Source organism: Blastococcus sp. TBT05-19, from assembly GCF_003319095.1.
Taxonomy (GTDB): Bacteria; Actinomycetota; Actinomycetes; order Mycobacteriales; family Geodermatophilaceae; genus Blastococcus.
This window is the reverse complement of the sequence record NZ_QOHI01000006.1, coordinates 223,341-239,845: the sequence shown is the minus strand read 5'-3', so window position 1 is coordinate 239,845 and position 16,505 is coordinate 223,341. Positions and strand designations below refer to the sequence as shown.

The 16,505-nt window shown below is 72.8% G+C and carries 9 protein-coding genes; 5 read left to right on the top strand and 4 right to left on the bottom strand.

Going from position 1 to position 16,505, the window contains the following annotated elements:
* The first annotated feature begins 117 nt into the window (after positions 1 to 117).
* The 5 genes from DQ244_RS16720 to DQ244_RS16700 all read left to right on the top strand — a co-directional run bounded on the left by DQ244_RS16720 (position 118) and on the right by DQ244_RS16700 (position 8,338).
* The gene (locus DQ244_RS16720; protein WP_113812620.1) at positions 118 to 2,982 is read left to right on the top strand and encodes a vitamin B12-dependent ribonucleotide reductase; all 2,865 of its coding nucleotides are present in this window, start codon (positions 118 to 120) and stop codon (positions 2,980 to 2,982) included.
* A 291-nt stretch (positions 2,983 to 3,273) separates the two neighbouring features.
* Positions 3,274 to 4,242, top strand: coding sequence for an NADPH:quinone oxidoreductase family protein (locus DQ244_RS16715; protein WP_113812619.1), 969 nt, complete (start codon positions 3,274 to 3,276; stop codon positions 4,240 to 4,242).
* A gap of 100 nt (positions 4,243 to 4,342) precedes the next feature.
* A complete protein-coding gene (locus tag DQ244_RS16710; RefSeq protein WP_113812618.1) occupies positions 4,343 to 5,179 on the top strand; it encodes a DUF817 domain-containing protein in 837 nt (278 codons plus the stop codon).
* Between the two features lie 60 nt (positions 5,180 to 5,239).
* Positions 5,240 to 6,331, top strand: a complete 1,092-nt coding sequence (locus tag DQ244_RS16705) for an aromatic acid exporter family protein (RefSeq protein WP_233491686.1) — start codon at positions 5,240 to 5,242, stop codon at positions 6,329 to 6,331.
* 222 nt (positions 6,332 to 6,553) lie between these two features.
* On the top strand, positions 6,554 to 8,338 hold the full coding sequence (locus DQ244_RS16700) for a BCCT family transporter (RefSeq protein WP_113812693.1): 1,785 nt from the start codon (positions 6,554 to 6,556) through the stop codon (positions 8,336 to 8,338).
* 51 nt (positions 8,339 to 8,389) lie between these two features.
* Here DQ244_RS16700 and DQ244_RS16695 read toward each other — a convergent pair whose 3' ends face one another.
* The 4 genes from DQ244_RS16695 to DQ244_RS16680 form a co-directional block, all read right to left on the bottom strand.
* Positions 8,390 to 8,854 (bottom strand): YdeI/OmpD-associated family protein, encoded by a 465-nt coding sequence (locus tag DQ244_RS16695; RefSeq protein ID WP_233491674.1) that lies wholly within the window; start codon positions 8,852 to 8,854, stop codon positions 8,390 to 8,392.
* A complete protein-coding gene (locus DQ244_RS16690; protein WP_113812616.1) occupies positions 8,851 to 11,793 on the bottom strand; it encodes an HAD-IB family hydrolase in 2,943 nt (980 codons plus the stop codon). The genes DQ244_RS16695 and DQ244_RS16690 overlap by 4 nt, the downstream gene beginning before the upstream one ends.
* Complete coding sequence (locus DQ244_RS16685) at positions 11,790 to 14,045, bottom strand: glycerol-3-phosphate 1-O-acyltransferase (protein ID WP_113812615.1); 2,256 nt, start codon at positions 14,043 to 14,045, stop codon at positions 11,790 to 11,792. Before DQ244_RS16685 ends, DQ244_RS16690 begins: the two co-directional genes overlap by 4 nt.
* Positions 14,046 to 14,182: 137 nt before the next feature.
* Positions 14,183 to 16,273 carry a M14 family zinc carboxypeptidase gene (locus tag DQ244_RS16680; RefSeq protein ID WP_113812614.1) on the bottom strand — a complete coding sequence of 697 codons (2,091 nt, stop codon included), beginning with the start codon at positions 16,271 to 16,273 and terminating at the stop codon, positions 14,183 to 14,185.
* Between the last annotated feature and the right edge of the window lie 232 nt (positions 16,274 to 16,505).

The window sequence follows — 16,505 nt, the reverse complement described above, 5'->3', positions numbered from 1 at the left end:
CAGTTCGAGCAGTTACCGATCGCGGCTCTTCCCCAGCCCCCGATCCACCACCGCGCAGCAGCACCGCGCAGCCCCGCGACGCACCACGCGACACACGACCAGGGAGAGCTCCACACCATGACCGAGACCGACGACCGCTTGGCCACCCGGCCCCGCCGCGCAGGCAAGGCGCCCAGCCGCAAGGGCCTCAAGATCAAGCGCGTCTTCACCACCGCCGGTGTGCACCCGTACGACGAGGTGAGCTGGGAGCGCCGCGACGTCGTCATGACCAACTGGCGTGACGGCTCGATCAACTTCGAGCAGCGCGGCGTGGAGTTCCCCGCCGAGTGGAGCATCAACGCCACCAACATCGTCACGACGAAGTACTTCCGCGGCGCCGTGGGCCAGCCGCAGCGCGAGACGAGCCTGCGCCAGCTCATCGACCGCGTGGTCCTCACCTACACCGAGGCCGGTCGCGAGCACGGCTACTTCGCCACCGAGGGCGACGCCGAGATCTTCGAGCACGAGCTCACCTGGATGCTGCTGCACCAGTACTTCAGCTTCAACAGCCCCGTCTGGTTCAACGTCGGCACGAGCGCCCCGCAGCAGGTCAGCGCCTGCTTCATCCTCGCCGTCGACGACGAGATGGACTCGATCCTGAACTGGTACCGCGAGGAGGGCCTGATCTTCAAGGGCGGCTCCGGTGCCGGCCTGAACCTCTCCCGCATCCGCTCCTCCAAGGAGCTGCTGTCCTCCGGTGGGACCGCCTCCGGCCCGGTCTCCTTCATGCGCGGCGCCGACGCCTCCGCCGGGACCATCAAGTCCGGTGGCGCGACCCGTCGCGCGGCCAAGATGGTCGTCCTCGACATCGACCACCCGGACATCGAGGAGTTCATCGAGACCAAGGCGCGCGAGGAGAACAAGATCCGCGCCCTGCGCGACGCCGGCTACGACATGGACCTCGGCGGCAAGGACATCACCAGCGTCCAGTACCAGAACGCCAACAACTCCGTCCGCGTCTCCGACGAGTTCATGCGCGCGGTCGAGGAGGCCGGTGACTTCGGTCTGCGCGCCCGCATGGACGGCTCGGTCATCGAGACCGTCGACGCCAAGGCCCTGTTCCGCAAGGTCACCCAGGCCGCGTGGGAGTGCGCCGACCCGGGCATCCAGTACGACGACACGATCAACGACTGGCACACCAACCCCGAGACCGGCCGCATCAACGCGTCCAACCCCTGCTCGGAGTACATGAGCCTGGACAACAGCTCGTGCAACCTGGCGTCGCTGAACCTCATGAAGTTCCTCAAGGACGACGGCACCTTCGACTCCAAGAACTTCGTGAAGGCCGTTGAGCTGGTCATCACCGCGATGGACATCTCGATCTGCTTCGCCGACTTCCCGACCGACCCGATCGGCGAGACCACCCGCGCCTACCGCCAGCTGGGCATCGGCTACGCCAACCTGGGCGCGCTGCTCATGGCGACGGGCCACGCCTACGACTCGCGCGGCGGCCAGAGCCTGGCCGCGGCCATCACCTCGCTGATGACCGGCACCGCCTACCGGCGCTCGGCCGACCTCGCCGGCATCGTCGGCGCGTACGACGGCTTCGCCCGCAACGCCGACGCCCACGCCCGGGTCATGCGCAAGCACGCCGCGGCCAACGACGCCATCCGCCCGGTCGGCGCCGACGACGCCGACGTGCTGAAGGCCGCCACCGCCCAGTGGCAGGAGTGCCTCGAGATCGGTGCCGAGAACGGCTGGCGCAACGCCCAGGCCTCGGTGCTGGCCCCCACCGGCACCATCGGCTTCATGATGGACTGCGACACGACCGGCATCGAGCCGGACTTCTCGCTGGTCAAGTTCAAGAAGCTGGTCGGCGGCGGCTCGATGCAGATCGTCAACCAGACGGTGCCGCGGGCACTGCGCAGCCTGGGCTACCAGGAGGAGCAGATCGAGGCGATCGTCGAGTACATCGCCGAGCACGGCCACGTCGTGGACGCCCCGACCCTGCGTCCCGAGCACTACGAGGTCTTCGACTGCGCCATGGGCGAGCGGGCCATCTCCCCGATGGGCCACGTCCGCATGATGGCCGCGGTGCAGCCGTTCATCTCCGGCGCCATCTCCAAGACGGTCAACATGCCGGAGACGGCGACCGTCGAAGAGGTCGAGAACATCTACTTCCAGGGCTGGAAGATGGGCCTCAAGGCCCTCGCGATCTACCGCGACAACTGCAAGGTCGGCCAGCCGCTGTCCGACGCCAAGGCCAAGAAGGCCGAGGCGAAGGTGGAGGAGACCGCTCCGACCGCGCTGTCGCACCCGGTGCGCAAGCGGCTCCCGAAGAAGCGGACGAGCGTCACCACCTCGTTCAGCGTCGCCGGTGCCGAGGGCTACATGACCGCCGGGATGTACGAGGACGGCAGCCTCGGTGAGGTCTTCCTCAAGCTCGGCAAGCAGGGCTCGACCCTGGCCGGTGTCATGGACGCCTTCTCGATCGGCATCTCCCTGGCGCTGCAGCACGGTGTGCCGCTGGAGACCTACATCTCCAAGTTCACCAACATGCGCTTCGAGCCGGCCGGCATGACCGACGACCCGGACATCCGGATCGCCCAGTCGGTGATGGACTACATCTTCCGTCGCCTGGCCCTGGACCACCTGCCCGTCGAGAAGCGGGCCGGCCTGGGCATCTTCACCGCCGAGGAGCGGGCCGCGCAGGTCGCGGGCAGCTACGGCTCGTCGGCCTCGACCGCCGCCGTGCAGGAGGAGGAGGTCGACCTGGAGCAGTTGCGTGGCTCCGCGCCGATCGAGACCGCCAAGGTGGAGGAGAAGGTCACCCCCGAGGGCCCGAAGTCGGTCAAGGAGGCCCACTCCTCGGCCGAGCTGCTCGAGCTGGTCACCGGGACCGCCACCGACGCGCCGCTGTGCATGACCTGCGGCACGAAGATGCGCCCGGCCGGCAGCTGCTACGTCTGCGAGGGCTGCGGCTCCACCAGCGGCTGCAGCTGATCACGAGGCCTGCCGGGATGTCAGCGGGTTTCTCGCCTGACGTCCCGGCAGGCGCGCTCACATGTCAGTGGGACTGGCACTGACGTGCTTCGCCACGTCCGGCAGTGCGTGCGAAATCGGGGCACTGCCCCAGCCGCCCCGGCCCTTTTCGGAGGGTCGGGGCGGTTCTGCGTGCGAAGGTCGGCGGTGGCGCTCGGGACCGGCCTCACCCGCGCGGCGGGACCTTGCCGGGTCCGCCCGACCGCGCGCTGAGAGACTCGCCATCCTCGCCCCCAGCGTCCAGGAGGACCCGTGCGCGCCGCCCACATCAGCAGCCTCGACGGCCCATCGGCCATCTCGGTCGTCGACGTCCCCGAGCCCGACGCCGATGGCAAAGTCGTCATCGACGTCCACGTCGCCGGGGTGACCTACCCGGAGGTGCTGCTCAGCCGAGGGGAGTACCAGCTCAAGCCGCCGCTGCCGTTCATCCCGGGCAGCGAGGTGGCCGGCGTGGTCCGCAGCGCTCCGGAGGACAGCGGCCTCACCCCCGGGCAGCGGGTGGCGGCGTTCCCCGGCTTCGGCGGGTTCGCCGAGGTGGCCGTGGCCGGCTCCGGGTTCGTATTCCCGCTGCCGGACGCCGTCTCCTTCGAGCAGGGCGCGGCGCTGCCCATGAACTACCTGACGATGCACTTCGCGCTGCGCCGGCGCGGCGGGCTGCGCGAGGGCGAGACGGTGCTGGTGCACGGCGCGGCGGGTGGCCTCGGCACGGCGGGCATCCAGCTGGCCAAGGGCTACGGCGCGCGCGTGCTGGCCGTGGTCTCCAGCGAGGACAAGGGCGAGGTGGCGCGCGCGGCCGGCGCCGACGAGATCGTGCTGGCCGACGGTTTTCGCGAGCGGGTCAAGGACCTCACCGGTGGCCGTGGAGTCGACGTCGTCGCGGACCCGGTCGGTGGAGACCGCTTCACCGACTCGCTGCGCAGCCTCGGCCGCGAGGGCCGGCTGCTCGTGCTCGGCTTCACCGGCGGCGAGATCCCCACCGTCAAGGTCAACCGGCTGCTGCTCAACAACGTCTCCGTGGTCGGCGTCGGTTGGGGCGCCTTCTGGATGGGCGACCCCGGCTTCGTCCAGGAGCAGTGGACCGATCTGCTGCCGCTCCTCGAGGCCGGCCGACTGGAGCCGGTGCTCGGCACCGTGCACGACCTGGCCGACGCCGCCGCCGCGGTCACGGAGCTCGACGAGCGCCGTGCCACGGGCAAGGTCTTGGTACGGGTCCGGAGCTGAGGGTCGGCGCCGCCCGCCTCGAGCGGGCGGCGCGGCACCGCCTCGACACGCGGGGCCGGAACAGCACCGGACGCATGCCTGCTGACCTAGCGTTCGGCCGATGAGGCAGCTGCTGCGGTTCGCCTGGGTCGAGGCGCAGTGCTGCCTGTTCGCGATCCTCTTCTTCGCCGGGCTCGCCCTCGTCCGGGTCGTCCCGCTGCCGGTCAACGCCGCCGACGCGCTGCTGGTCTGGTCGCTCGGCGTCACGCTGGTCCTCTGGCTGCTCCGCTGGGAGACCGGGCGCGAGGTCGCCGTCATCTTCGGCTTCCACCTCGTCGGTCTCGCCCTCGAGCTGTACAAGGTCGCGCAGGGCTCGTGGTCCTACCTCGACACCGGCTGGGCCACGGTCGGCGGGGTGCCGCTCTACAGCGGCTTCATGTACGCCGCCGTCGGCAGTTACGTGTGCCAGGCCTGGCGCCGCTTCGACCTGCGGATCACGAACTACCGGGTGCGCAGCACCGCGGCGGTGGCCGCGCTCATCTACCTGAACTTCTTCACCCACCACGTCACCGTGGACGTCCGGCTCCCGCTGGCGCTCCTGCTGCTCGCGGTCACCTGGCGCACGTGGGTGCACTTCACCGTCGGAGAGCGCCGCTACGCGATGCCGCTGGCGCTCTCCTTCGTCCTCATCGGCTTCTTCCTCTGGATCGCCGAGAACGCGGCCACCCTGCTCCGCGCCTGGCAGTACCCGGACCAGGAGTCGGTCTGGACGCTGGTCCACGTCGCCAAGTTCGGCTCGTGGGCGCTGCTGGTCGTGGTCAGCATCGTGCTGGTAGCTGGGGTGAAGGCCTACGAGGGCCGGCTCTACGGCACCGTGGAGGACCGCACCGTGACCCGCGGCGGTCGGCAGGGGCGGCCCGTGCCGGCGCGGGCCGAGGAGCCCGTCCCGACGCGCTGATGTGAGATCTCCCCGGCCGGTGGACGACCCCGGGGGGTGCGTGCTCATGCTGGTGGGGTGATGCGTGCACGGGAGTGGCTGGCCGAACCCTGGATCCAGCGAGGGGTCCGGGCATCGCTCGCGGCGGGGCTGGCCTGGCAGGCGGCCGTGCTGCTGCCGGCGCCGATGTCGCAGTACGCCTACTACGCCGCACTCGGCGCCGTCATCGCCGTCCACCCCACGGTCGCGGACTCGGCCTCCGCCGCCTGGCGCACGGTGCTGGCCATCCTGCTGGGCTTCGCCGTCGCCGTGGTGGTGCACGAGGCGACCCTCGCCGTCCCGGCCCCGATCACCATCGCGCTCGTCGTCGGGGTGGCCGTCGTGTTCGAGCAGTGGCCGGTGCTGCGCGAGCACGCCAGTTGGGTGAGCTTCGCCGCGGTCCTGATGTTCACCGTGGGCGCGGCCGACCCGACGACCTACGCCGTCAACTACGCCGGGCTGACCCTGCTCGGCGCCGCGATCGGCGTGCTCGTCACCACCGTGCTCTTCCCGCCGCTGCAGCTCACCGTCGCGGTGCGGCGCATCGACGCGGCCCGCTCGCTGCTCGCCCAGCACCTGCGCGGCATGGCCGACGGGCTCCGGCTGGGCGAGGTCCCGTCGCCGGGGGAGTGGGAGGGTCGGGGGAGGCAGCTCGCCGCGGCCCTGGACCGCATGCGGGCGGCCGAGAACGTGGTGGCCCGGGCCCGGCGGGCCAACCCGCGCGCCCGGAAGTGGGAGGGCACCGCGGAGCGGATCCGCGAGCAGTCCCGGGCGCTCGACCGCGTCGCCGTCCTCGTCGACGACTTCACGACGCTCGTGGTCGAGTTCCAGCCGCACCGCCGGGGGCTCGACCGCATCGACGGCGGCACCGGCTGGGTGCTGGCCGACGCCCTCGACTCCCTCGGCGGCGTCGTCTGCAACCCGTACGCCACGGTGACGCAGGAGGGCGACCGCGATGCCCGGGCCGCCGCGATCGACGCCGCCGAGGAGGCGCTGCACCGGTTGACGACGCTCCTGCGGAGCTCCGACGTCGCCGACGACGAGGGCTTCTTCGCCCTCGGCGCCGTGACCGTGGGGATGCACCGCGCACTGGACACGCTGCGCGACCGCGAACGGACGCCCCACCTGGCCTGATCCGCCCCCCCCCCCACGGAATCATCCGCGCGGGTGACAGCAGGTTTTCCGAGCCGAGCAGAGGAGCATTCAGCACACCGACCCGAGAGCGCGGGTCTCCATCCGGCGGTCCCCGACCGGCTTCGGCCGGCAGCGGTGCGAGCCCTGCTCGCACGCCGGCGGGACCCGCCCGCACCGACACGATCGGAGGGGCGCCCCCGGGCGCCGTACCCACCTGTGACCATGACACCCACCGCACCGTCGGGCCGCGACGGCTCCGCGCCCACCGCCCTCCCCGGCACCGGCCCCGGCACCGACGAGCACCCGGCCATCGCCGCGCCGCCGGCCCCCGCCGACCAGCGGGGCGTCCTCGACCGCACGGTCTTCGCCATCGCCGCCGTGCTCGCGCTGGCCTTCGTGGCCTGGGGCTTCCTGTCGCCGACCGGCCTGGGCTCGGCCAGCGGCAGCGCTCTCGTCTGGGTCGAGAAGAACCTCGGCTGGCTGTTCGTGACCCTCGCGTCGGCGTTCGTCGTCTTCGTCCTGTGGCTCGCGGCCAGCAAGTACGGCCGCATCCCGCTGGGCCGCGACGACGAGGCGCCCGAGTTCCGGACCGTCTCCTGGATCGCGATGATGTTCAGCGCCGGCATGGGCATCGGCCTGATGTTCTACGGCGTCGCGGAGCCGCTGACCCACTACGTCTCGCCGCCGCCGCGCAGCGTCACCGCCGAGACCCCCGAGGCCATGCAGACGGCGATGGCCACGACGCTCTTCCACTGGACCCTGCACCCGTGGGCGATCTACGCCGTCGTCGGTCTCGCGATCGCCTACGGCACCTTCCGCCGGGGCCGCAGGCAGCTGATCAGCGCGGCCTTCGAGCCGCTGTTCGGCAAGCGCCGCACCGAGGGGCCGGCCGGGAAGCTCATCGACGTCCTGGCCATCTTCGCCACGCTGTTCGGCTCCGCCGCCTCGCTCGGGCTCGGCGCGCTGCAGATCGGCAGCGGCCTGGAGATCCTCGGCTGGGCCGGCTCCGTCGGCAACGGCCTGCTGGTCGCGATCATCGCCGTGCTGACCGCGGCCTTCGTGGCCTCGGCGGTGTCCGGCATCGCCAAGGGCATCCAGTGGCTGTCCAACATCAACATGGTGCTGGCCGTCGTGCTGGCCCTGTTCGTGTTCGTGGTCGGCCCGACCGTGCTGATCCTCAACCTGATCCCCGGCGCGATCGGCAGCTACTTCTCCGACCTGGCCTCGATGGCCGCCCGCACCGAGGCCAGCGGCGGCGACGCCATGGCCGAGTGGCTGCGCGGCTGGACCGTCTTCTACTGGGCCTGGTGGGTCTCCTGGACGCCGTTCGTCGGCGTCTTCATCGCCCGGATCAGCCGCGGCCGCACCATCCGGCAGTTCGTCACCGGCGTCCTGCTGGTGCCGAGCGTGGTCACGCTCCTGTGGTTCGCCGTCTTCGGCGGGGCCGGGATCGCCGCGCAGCGCGACGGCGTGGACGTCGCCGGCCAGGCGACGTCGGAGGGCCAGCTCTTCGGGGTCCTCGAGCAGTTCCCGCTGGCCACCCTCATGACCGTGCTGGTGATGGTCCTGGTGGCGATCTTCTTCGTCTCCGGTGCCGACGCCGCCTCGATCGTCATGGGCTCGCTGTCCGAGCGGGGCACGCTCGCGCCGAGCCGCCCGACGGTGATCTTCTGGGGCGTGGTCATGGGCGCGGTCGCCGCGGTCATGCTGCTGGTCGGTGGGGACGAGGCCCTCTCGGGGCTGCAGAACCTGACGATCATCGCCGCGCTGCCCTTCGCCCTGGTCATGGTCGGCCTGGCGGTCGCGCTGGCCAAGGACGTGCGGTCGGACCCGATGGTCCTGCGTCGCACCTTCGCCACCGAGGCCGTCGAGCAGGCCGTGGTCGAGGGCATCTCCAAGCACGGCGAGGACTTCGTGCTCGTGGTGGAGGCCGCCGGTGACACCGACGACCCGGCCGGCACGCGGGTGACCACCGCGCAGGACGACGGGACGAAGGACCGCTCGTAGTCCAGCAGCACCGACGGCCCCCGTGACCTCGTCACGGGGGCCGTCGGCGTCTCAGCGCTTCCTGCCCTCGCGGAACAGCGTCAGCGCCTTGTCGATCCGCCGCTGCCGGGTCTCCGGCGTCTTCGCGCCGGTGACGGAGTCGACGTGGAACCGCTGCAGGCTGTTCGACAGCCCGGCGAAGAAGGTGCCCGCCTGCTCGTCGGCGGCCAGGGCGGCGGCGAGGTCGTCGGGCACGTCAACCTCGCGCGGGGTGTCGGCCACGGTCAGCGTCACCCGGACCGGGTCGCCCCCGGCCAGCCCGGTGGCCTTCCGGACCGCGGCGCTGACGCTCAGCATGGAGCGGCCGCCCATGACGCCGGCGGTGGTGCGGTACTCGTAACCGTCGAGGTCGACGAGCACCGCCGGCCGCTTCCCGGCGCCCAGCTGCTCGAGCACCTCCTCGGGCACCTCGATACCGGTGTTGTTCCCGACGGCGGTCACCGTCGTCTCGAAGGTGACGCTCGTGGGTCCGGTCACCGGGTGCTCTCCGCCCGGCCCAGCGCCACCACCTCGTCCAGCCCCGCCTGCAGGTCGGCCAGCAGACCGGCGGGGTCGGTGACGGCGGCGGCGTCGAGGTTGAGCCCGATGCAGCAGGTGTCCTCGTGCGACAGCAGCGTGATCATCGCCGCGCAGCCGGGCAGCGGGCCGAAGGGGAACATCCGCACGATCCGCGACCCGGCGATGTAGACCGGGTGCGACACCCCCGGCATGTTCGACACCTGCACGTCGTTCCCGCTGGTCAGGGAACCGGACAGCGCGCCGAGGACCGGGGCCGGCAGCCAACCGATCACCGGCCCGACGAGGTCCTCGAGCACCCCGGACCCGCTGGCGTTGCGCGCCGACAGGACGAACTCGCGGATCGCCTTGATCCGGGTTCCCGGGTCGGGCTCGGCGAGCGACGCCGGCAGGCGGGCGCCGGTGAACCGGTTGCCGCCCTGCGGGTCGTCCTGCGCCCGGAGGCTGATCGGGATGCCCAGCGTCAGCGTTCCCGCCGGCGCCCCGAGCCGCTCGTGGTACCGCCGGAAGCCGCCGACGACCGCGGCGAGGAACCCGTCGTTGAGCGATCCGCCGGCGGCCTTGGCCCCGGCCTTCAGGTCGGCCAGCGGCACCTCGGCGACCTCGAAGTGCCAGCCGCCGCCCCGCGGCGTCAGCAGGTCCGAGCCGGTGCCCTTCGGCGGTGACAGCGTCGAGCCGGCCGAGCGCGCCGCCTCGACAGCGGAGGTCGCCGCCTCCCACGGCCGGCGCAGGCTGCTCAGGGCCTCGACACCGCGGCGCAGGGCAGCCAGCGGTGCGGACTTCGCCGTCCCGACGATCTGGTCGCGGAGGACGCCGACCGGCGAGGCGTCCTCGTCGGGCAGCGGCACGGGCGGCTCGGGGCGCGAGGGGTCGTGCTCGGCGGTCCGGCTGTGCAGCAGGCTCATCAGCTGCACCGCACCCAGCCCGTCGGTGGTGCTGTGGTGGGTCTTGACCACGTAGCCGGCCCGCCCGTCGGCCAGCCCCTCGACGAAGAGCACCTCCCAGAGGGGGCGGTCGCGGTCCAGCGGTGCGGCGGCGAACTCGCCCACGACGTCGAGCAGCTGGCGCATCGAGCCCGGTTCCTCGAGGCGCACCCGGTGCAGGTGTCGGTCGAGGTCGAGCTCCGCGACGGTCACCCAGCGCGGCGCGCCCACGCCGAGGGCCGGCTCCACGACCCGCTGGCGCATCCGGGGGACCATGCGCGAGGCCCACTCGTGCGCGGCGCGCAGCCGCTCCCAGTCCGGCGCCGGCTCGAGCAGCTCCAGCAGGGTGACGTTGCTGCGCAACCGCGGATCGGCGACCTCCGCCCGCCACATCGCCGTCTCCAGCGGGTTCATCTCGGCGGAGATGCCCCAGTCCAGCGCCGTGGCCGGGGGAGCGGCGCCCTCGTCGTCGGCATCGGCCTCGGTGACCTCGACCGGCCGGGTGCTGCGCCCGGACCAGTCGGCCAGCGCGTCCAGGTACAGCCCCCGGACCTCCTCGACCTTCGCGCCGAGCTGGGGGAGGGTCCAGCCCTCGGTCGACACCGGCGGCAGCACGCGCACCTGCACGGTCCCGGACTGGATGGTGGACGCGCCCCGCCACATGAGCTCGCCGGCGTTGCGGATGACGATCGGCACGATCGGCACCCCCGCCTGCATGGCCACGTGGAAGGCGCCCTTCTTGAACGGGCCGAGGTTGGGCGTGGCCGAGCGGGTGCCCTCGGGCGCGATGACGAGCGAGATCCCTTCCCGCAGCCGCTGCACGGCCGGTTCCAGCGCCTGGCGGGCCTTGGCCGGGTCGCCGCGGTCGATGAACGCGACGTCGGCCAGCCGGAACGCCAACCCGAAGCCGGGGGTGTTCGCGAGCTCCTTCTTCGCCACGGCCGTGAAGCCACCGCGCAGCAGCTTGGCCAGCACCAGCACGTCGAGCTGGCTCTGGTGGTTGAACAGGTAGACCGCCGGCCGGTTGGCCAGGTGCTCGGCGCCCTGGACGTCCAGCCGCACGCCGGCCAGGGCGCTGCCCAGCTCACCGCCGAGGGTGATGCCGAGGTCGACGGCCTCCCGGCGGGAGCCGTTGAGCGCACCGAGGGCGACCCCCGCGGCGAAGCCGCCGAGCAGCCCGCCGATGCCGGCTGCCGTGCGCAGCAGCTCCGTGGGACCGCCGCGGCCGCGCGACCGGAACCGCGCGATCGGCCACGAGTAGTGGCGGGCCGCGGTCGCAAGGCCGCTGCCGGGGTTGAGCGCCCGCGCCCGGCCCACGGTGCGCAGGAACGGCACGTCCTCGTCGCCGTTGGAGTAGGCGAAGCTGCGCGCCAGGTCGATGCCGTGCTCCTCGGCGAAGCTCCGGACCGCACCGGCCTTCCCGGCCCGCCAGAGCAGCGGGCCGCCGGGCCGGCCGGTGCAGATCCCGTCGGTGATCTCGACCGGCGACACCAGGATGTGCTCCACGCCCATGGCCCGGGCCGCCGGCTCCACCTGGAAGCGGGTGGCAGACGAGGCGAGGACGACGGTGTGCCCGGCCCGCAGGTGGGCGGTCACCAGCCGCCACGCCTCGGGGTAGAGCGAGCCGGCGATGCCCTGGACGAACAGGCGCTCGCCGAGCTCGACCAGCTCGTCCTCGCTGCGCCCGGCCCAGGCCTTCATGCCGGCGACGGTGAACTTCTCGAAGTCCTCCTCGGTCGTGACGCCGCGCAGGCCGGTGAGCAGCAGCTGTCCGAGGTCGGCCGGGGTCACGTGCAGCGACCGCAGGTGGTGCCGGGCGAACGCGGCCAGCGAGTAGCCGTCGATCACGGTGCCGTCGAAGTCGAAGAACGCGCCGATCCGCGGGCCCTTCGGCGCCGCCTCGACGTCGGCGAGCAGCTGCTCCTCGGACCACTCGCCCGCCCGGGCGGTCGAGGCGACGTCCTCCTGCTGGCTCACGGCTCCACTCCCACGCTCTCCCGCCGCGCCGCGGCGTCCAGCTCGTCGATGACCACCACGCGGCACACCACGTCCCGCACCTGCGCCGCCCACTCCTGCCGGCGGCGGGCCAGCTCCTCGCGGCCGGGGTCCACCAGGTCGAGGTTCCCGGCCAGCTGCAGGGCGGTCGCGAACAGCTCGCGCGAGAGCGACTCGGGTCCGTGCAGCCGGCCCTGCAGCAGCATCTGCTGGCCCATCCCGCCGCACTCGGCGAGGAACTCGCTGTCCACCACCGGCGTGCGCGGATCCCGCGCCGCGAGCCGCTCGGCCACCACCAGCTGGGCGTCGACGAAGGACCGCAGCACCCGGTGGGCCACCAGCAGGGGCACCCGGCACAGCACCTCGCGGCCGTCGGCGGTCTCCCACTCGGGGTCCAGCCGCCGCAGCTCCGCGCCGATCCGCTCGCGGTAGGCGTCGCGCTCGGGGAAGAAGAACTCGAACTTCAGCTGGTCGCGCAGGCGCAGCGCCTCGTCCCAGCGGTCCGCCGGGTCGGCCAGCATGACGAGCTCGGCGATCGCCCGGTCGACGAAGTGGTGGATGGCGCTGTTGCGGTAGAACGCCGCCACCAGGTGCTGGCCGCGCTCGATCGCGTGCACCGGCTCCTCCCCGCCGTCGTAGACCGTGACGACGCCCTGCCCGGCCAGCGTGCCGAGCACCTGGCGCACGCCCCGGAAGGTCCGCAGCGACGCCCCCGAGTGCGGCAGCTCCCGCTCGTCGAGGTAGGCCAGCAGCGGCTCGACCACCCGCCGCACCTGGCCGAGGGTCAGGGCCCGGTCCCGGACGCCGAGCAGCGCCAGGGTGACCAGCGCCGTCGCCGTCGCGGGGGTCACCGAGTTGATGCCGACGGCGACCTGGAAGGCCACCTTCTGCAGCGTCAGCCGGCGGGCATCGGGGTCGGCGGGGTCGGCCCCGGCCTCCAGCGCCGCCGCGAGCGACAGCGGCTCGGCGAAGGCGACGTGCACGGTGCCCAGCGGCGTGCTCACCTGCTCGCGGGCGTAGGAGGCCAGCCAGGACAGACCCTCGCCGCGCTTGGCCGCGCCGCCCTGCTCGGCCGCCATCAGCGACACCTCGCGGAGCTGGTCGTAGGTGATGGACACCGGCACGAGGAGGACGTCGTCGACCCGGCGGCGCTCCACGGCGTCGGCGACGTAGCGCAGCAGCCCGTGGCGCGGCGGGCGCAGCTTGCCCGTGCGCGAGCGGCCGCCCTCCATGTACCACTCGAGGTTGAACCGCTTGGACAGCAGGAACGCGAAGTACTCCCGGACGGCGAGCTTGTAGACCTGGTCGTCGCCGAAGCTGCGCCGGATGAACACGATGCCGGCGCGCTTGGCCAGCGGGCCGACCGGCCAGAAGGAGAGGTTGTCGCCGCCCAGCACGTGGTTGCGGGGGAAGTCGTGGGCCGACAGCACGTCGGCGAGGACCAGCGGGTCGACGTAGGACCGGTGGCTGGGCAGGAACACCAGCGGGTGCCGGCGGTTGAGCTCGCGCAGGCGTGCCAGTCCGGCGGTGTCGGCCTGCACGTCCCAGGCGCGGGAGTGCAGCGGCCGGAACATGCCGGTGAACACCTCGACCGCCGCGGGGTCGACGGCGGCGACCAGCCCGTCGAGCGCGGCGCTGGCGCGGGCCCGCAGCTCCTCCTCGGGGCACTCCATCCGCGCGGCGAGCGAGGCGAGCTCGCGGCCGAAGTCGGGGCTGGCCTCGATCGCCTCGACGACGTGCCGCGGCACCTTGACCCGCTCGCCGACGACGCCCCGCTCGGCCCGGTCGAGGGCCAGGGCCGCCTGCTGCGCGACGAAGTCCGCCAGCTCCCCGGTGCCGTCCCACCGGCCGGCCAGCTCGGCGACCGTCGCGGGCGCGGCCAGCACCACCTGCGCACGGTCGGGGTCCCGGTGCAGCGCCCTCTTCTGCAGGAGCCCGGGAGGACGGCGGCGCAGCGAGGGGGCCGCGCGCGACCAGCGCCCCCGGCGCGGGGGCTCCTCCTCGTGCCCGGCCGGACGGCGCGGCGCCCAGGCGACGCGGACGGCGGTCACCACGGTGTCGGGGTCCGCGTCGGTGAGCGGCTCGGCGAGGGCGTCCCCGCGGAGGGGCGCGACCGCGACGGGCCGGTCGGCGAGGTCCGTGAGGGTCGCCTGCACCAGCTTCCGCTCCGTCTCGCTGCCGACGTCGACCAGCACGATCAGATCGGCGCCGTCGGGCACCTGCACTCCGGTCATGCCTGCCCACCTCTTCCCAGGGACGGAGACTTCCACAGAACATGGGTCATCGGGGCGGCGCCCGCTACTCGTCCGGCGCCACGGCGCACGTCAGCGGGACGCCGGCCCCGTGGTCCGGCGTCCCGCTGCGTGCCTGGTCAGCGGCGGCCGCAGGCCTTGAGGTCCACCCGCAGCTGCTGGCCGCGGTCGACGACGACGGGCACCTGCTCCAGCACCCGGCCGTCGCGCTCGCAGCTGAGGGTCCAGTTCTCGACCAGGCCGGGCACGGTCGAGCTCTCCGCCTCGAACAGCGCGGCGTCCAGCGTCCAGCTGGGGGTCAGCGAGGCGAAGTTGACGACCCGCAGGACGTAGGTGCCCTGCGCCGGGTCCTGCAGCAGCACCCGCTCCTTCTCCGCCACCGAGTTGCCCGAGCTGCCGGCCTGGGTGAGCGAGCCGTCGGCGTTCTTCCGGTAGACCTCGAGGTCCAGGTCGTCGGGCGTCGGCCAGTCGAGGGTGATCTCGAGCAGGTCGGCGTCGCGGTCGACGGTGAACTCCTGGTCGGTGGACTGCAGCGGCGCCGTCGTCCCCGTCCAGGACTGCTCGGCGACCGGCTCCCCGGACACCGTCTCGACCTGGCGGGCCTTGACCACCGGCCGGGTCGAGGGGTTGACGTGCCAGGTGTAGCGGCCGTCCGGCCCCACGGTCATGGTCGTCTCGAGGGTGTCCTGGATCGAGCTCTCCCAGGTGGGCGTGGCGACGGTCTTCTCCAGCCGCAGGGTCGCACCGGCGGGGGCCTTGCCGGTCAGCACCGAGTGCGTCTCCGGGTCGACGGCGTTCTGCAGGGCCAGCAGGTAGGCCTCGCGGTTGCCCTTGCCGGCGTGCGGTCCGGCGCCGAGGTACTCGTCGATCACCTCGGGGAACGGCGGGTGGAACTCGTCGGGACCGATCTCGAAGGTGTAGCCGAACCCGCCGGTGGCGTTGTAGGACCAGTCCTCGGTGGAGCCGGTGGTGTCGTAGAGCTCCCACGCGTGCTGGCTCTTGTACCCGTTCTGCGCGGCCATCGCGTCGCCGAGCTCCTTGAGCGCGGCCTCGTCGAAGGGGTTGCCGAGCGGGATGCCCTCGCTGGGGGCGACCTGGTCCGGTGCCACGCCGCTGGGCCGCAGCACCAGGTTCGAGAACGTGTGGTTGGTGATCAGCGTGGTCACGTGCCGGCCGCTGACCAGCTCCCGGATGTTCTGCGTCTCGGGCTCGGAGAACGCCGCCGGGCCGCGGTAGGTCGGGTCGGCGAACAGGTCCGAGGCCCCGGGGCCGCCCCAGTAGCCGCCGTAGTTGCGGTTGAGGTCCACGCCGGTCCCGTAGCCGCCCGGGCTGGTGGGGCTGCCCAGCCGGCAGGTGCCGTCGGGGGTGTCCTGCCCGTCGACGAGGCGGCAGTTCTTGCGCTTGTAGGCGTTCCCCGGGTTGCCGAGGATCGTCGCGGTGCCACCGCCGTCCACCTCCCGGATGTCGACCAGGCTCCCGTCGGTGCGGGAGAGCTCGAACCCGTCGACGTTGACGACCGGCACGACGACGACGCGCGACCGGTCCACCAGGTCGGTGATGCGGGGGTCGCTGCCGTAGTTCTCCACCAGGTCCACCGCGAACTCCATCGCGTGCTCACCGGAGGGCCACTCCCGCGCGTGGTGGACGCCGAGCATCACGAAGGTCGGCAGGCCGCGGTCGGGTCCGCGCACGTCCTTGCCGATCTCGACGCCGAAGATCTCGCGCCCGTCGAGGGACCGGTGCGGCAGCGCGAAGCGCTCGACCAGGTCGGGGTGGTCGCTCTCCAGCGCCGCCATGTCGGCGTTGTAGTCGGCCAGCGTGCGGTAGGCGTCGCGGCCCGACGGCAGGGGAGAGGTCGTCGTGGCTGCGGCGTACGCGGCGTTGACCCGGTCGTTCTCGGCGTCGCGTGCCACCAGGTCCGGGATGCGGACGTCGAAGCCGAGGCCGGCGCCGAGCAGGGCGGCGAGGTCGGCCGGGGTGTGCAGCACCACCTCGACGTAGTCGTGGCCGGCGTGCTCGGTGAGGTCGAGGCCGAGGGTCTGCAGCAGCGCCTTGTCGGCGCGGGTCGGGGTGTCGACCGTGACCAGCTGCGGTCGGAACTCCTCGTCGGCGGCGGCCGGGGTGGTCGGCCCGGCCGTGGTGACGGCGAGGAGCACGGCGCTGGCGGCCGCGAAGAACGCGGCTCGGCGGCGGAGGGATCGAGGCAGCATGCGTGTCTCCGGTCCTGGCGGGGTCGTCGTGTGCTGACCCAACGACGACGTCGGCCGGAGGTCACGCGGTCGTTCCCGCGGCGCCCGGGCGACCGACGTCACAGCCCGAGGTGCTCAGGTCACGAGGGCATAACGCCGATGCTGTCTGAGGCCACACGCAGTACCCAAACCGCTCCGCTCAGTGACGAGCGTTCCGAGTTCGGCCGGTCCCGCTGCCGGTGGCCGTGACCAC

Excerpts from the sequence above, each read along its gene's own strand:
- DQ244_RS16685 (WP_113812615.1), bottom strand. The coding sequence starts at position 14,045 with ATGACCGGAGTGCAGGTGCCCGACGGCGCCGATCTGATCGTGCTGGTC.
- DQ244_RS16705 (WP_233491686.1), top strand. The coding sequence starts at position 5,240 with ATGCGTGCACGGGAGTGGCTGGCCGAACCCTGGATCCAGCGAGGGGTC.
- DQ244_RS16710 (WP_113812618.1), top strand. The coding sequence starts at position 4,343 with ATGAGGCAGCTGCTGCGGTTCGCCTGGGTCGAGGCGCAGTGCTGCCTG.
- DQ244_RS16680 (WP_113812614.1), bottom strand. The coding sequence starts at position 16,273 with ATGCTGCCTCGATCCCTCCGCCGCCGAGCCGCGTTCTTCGCGGCCGCC.
- DQ244_RS16720 (WP_113812620.1), top strand. The coding sequence starts at position 118 with ATGACCGAGACCGACGACCGCTTGGCCACCCGGCCCCGCCGCGCAGGC.
- DQ244_RS16700 (WP_113812693.1), top strand. The coding sequence starts at position 6,554 with ATGACACCCACCGCACCGTCGGGCCGCGACGGCTCCGCGCCCACCGCC.